This is a genomic window from Rhizorhabdus sp., assembly GCF_018006725.1.
In the GTDB taxonomy this organism is placed as follows: Bacteria; Pseudomonadota; Alphaproteobacteria; order Sphingomonadales; family Sphingomonadaceae; genus Rhizorhabdus.
Genome location: NZ_JAGMXV010000459.1, coordinates 1 through 2,555, shown reverse-complemented (window position 1 = coordinate 2,555; position 2,555 = coordinate 1). Strand labels below are relative to the sequence as shown.

Annotated in this window: 3 protein-coding genes and 1 pseudogene; 1 reads left to right on the top strand and 3 read right to left on the bottom strand. The window is 66.3% G+C overall.

The annotated features are described in order from the left end of the window. Positions 1-127: pseudogene (locus tag KAY22_RS27820) on the bottom strand (IS3 family transposase); the annotation flags it as partial. A 66-nt stretch (positions 128-193) separates the two neighbouring features. Here KAY22_RS27820 and KAY22_RS27815 point away from each other — a divergent pair. Continuing rightward, positions 194-1,311 (top strand): IS3 family transposase gene (locus tag KAY22_RS27815; protein WP_296626276.1). Its coding sequence is split into 2 segments (ribosomal slippage): positions 194-443 and positions 443-1,311, totalling 1,119 coding nucleotides; the frame shifts between segments, so codons are not numbered across the junction. Between the two features lie 24 nt (positions 1,312-1,335). On the opposite strand, the gene KAY22_RS27810 is transcribed toward KAY22_RS27815, so the two are convergent. Continuing rightward, complete coding sequence (locus tag KAY22_RS27810; RefSeq protein WP_296626275.1) at positions 1,336-1,608, bottom strand: hypothetical protein; 273 nt, start codon at positions 1,606-1,608, stop codon at positions 1,336-1,338. Continuing rightward, positions 1,586-2,383: an ABC transporter ATP-binding protein gene (locus tag KAY22_RS27805; RefSeq protein WP_296626274.1), complete on the bottom strand. Its 798-nt coding sequence runs from the start codon at positions 2,381-2,383 to the stop codon at positions 1,586-1,588. The genes KAY22_RS27810 and KAY22_RS27805 overlap by 23 nt, the downstream gene beginning before the upstream one ends. Positions 2,384-2,555 lie beyond the last annotated feature (172 nt).

Here is a 2,555-nt window from a genome sequence, read left to right as displayed (position 1 = left end):
GCGTGCAATCATCGACTACGGTCAAGCACTTCAGACTACGGCCATCGGCCAGACGGTCAAACACGAAATCGACCGACCACACTTCGTTCTGCCGGCTCGGCCGCAGCAACGGCTGACGATCTGCCAGTGACCTGAGCCGGTTTTTCGGACCATTCTTTTCTGGGATTATGGCTCCTGACTTAGCGAGGAGCCGATGCGAAAGAGCCGATTCAGCGACGAGCAGATGGTCGCGATCCTGCGCGAGGCCGAGCAGACCTCGGTGGCCGAGACCGCAAAGAAGCGCAAGGTCAGTGAACAAACGATTTACCTGTGGCGCAAGCACTTTGCCGGGATGGCGCCCGCCGACATCAGGCGACTGAAGGCACTGGAAGCGGAGAACGCCAAGCTCAAGCGCCTGCTGGCCGAACGGGATCTCGAGATTGATGTGATGCGCGAGGTCAATCGAAAAAAATGGTGAGCCCGCAGGCGCGCCGCGAACAGGTCCGCTTGGTGCGTGAGCGGGGTGTCTCGCAACGGCGTGCGTGCGGGCTGCTGGGCGTTCCGCGATCGACCTTGAGCTACCAGCTCCGCCTGCCAGCGAAGGATGCGCCGACCCTGGCGGCCATGCGCAGACTGTCGGCGCAGTATCCCCGCTATGGCGCCCGGCGGATCCGCATATTCCTGCGGCGTGAAGGCGATGAAATGGGAATCAACCGGGCACGCCGCTTGTGGCGTCAGGCGGGGCTGACGCTGCCCCGCAAGCGCCCCAAACGTCGTGTCGCCGCCAGTCGGCCGCGTCCGCTGCCCCCGATGGCAGCCAACCACGTCTGGGCCTACGACTTTGTGTTCGACGCCTGCGCCAATGGCCAGCAGCTCAAATGCCTGACCGTGGTCGATGAATTCACCCATGAAAGCCTGGCGATCGATGTCGCCGGGAGTATCCGCTCGGCGAGGGTCATTGAGGTGCTGACGCGACTGATGAGTGTTCACGGTGCGCCCATCTACCTTCGATCCGACAACGGCCCCGAGTTCGTCAGCCATGCGATCCTGAAGTGGGTCAGCGAAGCGTGCATCGAAACCGCACTGATCGATCCTGGAAAGCCCTGGCAGAACGGAACGAACGAGTCCTTCAACGGCAAATTTCGCGACGAGTGCCTGAGTATCGAGTGGTTCCGCACTCGCCGCGAAGCCAAGGTCATCATCGAGGCATGGCGGCAACACTACAACGCGGTGCGACCGCACTCCAGTCTCGGCTACTTGACCCCGCACGAATTCAAGCAGCACCATCCACCCATTCAGAATCACCCACCCCGAGCCATTCCCCAGGAATGATTGGCTCGAAATTCTGGACTCAGGTCACTGCGCCCAGCCCGGGTCGCCGTTGCGGTGGATGTTCCAGACCACGACCGACAGCGGGCGGTCCGCGCGGAGCGTGCCCGGGTCGCCGGGAAACGGCGCGGCCGGCGGGCAGGCGAGCGGGATCGGCGCCTGGGCACCTCCGTGCGTGATCCAGGCGCGGTCGTCGGCCGCGACGGTCGCACAGCCCGATGCCGCGAGCGCGAGGAACGCGACGAGCGCCGTCGTCGACGCGCGGCGCGCGAGCCGGTCAAGCGCCGGGGAGCGCCGCACCCTCGACCTTGAGCGCCTCGGCGCGGATCTCCTCGGTGAGGCGCGCCTTGAGCGACGAGAACGCCGGCGTCGTCTTCACCGTGTAGAGGCGCGGGTGCGCGATCGGCACGGCGACGTCGGCCTTGATGCGGCCGGGGCGCGCGCTCATCACGACGACGCGGCTCGCCATGAAGATCGCCTCCTCGATGTCGTGCGTGACGAACAGCACCGTGGTCTTCTCGCTTTCCCAGATCGCGAGCAGGAGCTCCTGCATCAGCCCGCGCGTCTGGTGGTCGAGCGCGCCGAACGGCTCGTCGAGCAGCAGGATCTTGGGCGCGTTGGCGAGCGCGCGGGCGATCGCCGTGCGCTGCTGCATGCCGCCCGACAGCATCTTCGGGTAGTGGCGCTCGAAGCCTTCCAGCCCCACTTTGCGGATCCAGTGCCGCGCGATCGACGCCTGCTCGGCGACCGGCAGGCCCTTCTCGCGCAGCCCGAAGCGCACGTTCTCCTCGATGGTGAGCCACGGGAACAGCGTGTAGCTCTGAAACACCATGCCGCGGTCCGCGCCGGGACCCGACACCTCGGCGCCATCGAGCAGCACGCGGCCCTCGGTCGGGCGGTCGAGCCCCGCGACGATCCGCAGCAGCGTGGACTTGCCGCAGCCCGAAGGCCCCAGGATCGTGATGAAGTCGTTGTCGGCGACGGCGAGCGAGACGGGCGTGAGCGCGAGCGTCGGTGCGCCGCCGTGCACGCCCGGGAAGGTCCGGCCGACGCCGTCGATGACGAGCTTGCTCACGCGGCCCTCCGCGCGGCCGGCGTCAATGGAGCGCCCACGGGTACATCCGCTGGTTCGCCCACTTGAACGCGAAGTCGGACACGAGGCCGATCAGGCCGATCATGATGATGCCGAAGATGATCTGGCCGGTGTTGAGCAGCGCCTGGCTGTCGGTGATCATGTGGCCGATGCC